At 35.9% G+C, this 513-nt stretch carries 1 protein-coding gene; it reads right to left on the bottom strand.

Annotated elements, in window-relative coordinates:
* Window positions 1–312 precede the first annotated feature (312 nt).
* Window positions 313–513, bottom strand: a 201-nt coding sequence (locus ACERKK_RS13230; protein ID WP_373773541.1) for a hypothetical protein, incomplete at its 5' end; no start/stop codon positions are given.

Raw genomic sequence — 513 nt, forward strand, 5'->3', positions numbered from 1 at the left:
ATGTAGAGGATGTTCATTAATTTGAGCATCCTCTTTTTTATTCTGATTCGGATAAATGCTTCGGTACTCTGCACCTTTATTTGTTTATCTTAGAAATATTCTACAAATACTGCGGTGCTCTGCACCTTATTTTAATATTGTATTTAATTTCCAATCAATTGTCATCCTGAACAAAGTGAAGGATCTTTTCAGTAAACAGATCCCTCGATACCTCGGGATGACACAAAACCTGCAGCAGTTAATTCAATAGTTTGAACATCCTCTTTTTTATTCCGATTGATAAATGCTTCGGTGCTCTGCACCTTTATTTGTTTATCTTCGAAATTTTATACAAATACCGCGGTGCTCTGCACCTTGCAATAATCCACCACCAATAATATTTCCAAGAGTTGCAGGAATTGAGTTTTTCACCATAATATCCATCCAGGTGATGTCTGCACCATGAAAAATAGCTGCAGTTTCAGAAAAGTTTTGTAAACCGAATTTAAGAAATGGCTGAACTAATAACCGTCC

It is taken from the genome of Poseidonibacter sp. (genome assembly GCF_041821165.1).
Taxonomy (GTDB): Bacteria; Campylobacterota; Campylobacteria; order Campylobacterales; family Arcobacteraceae; genus Poseidonibacter.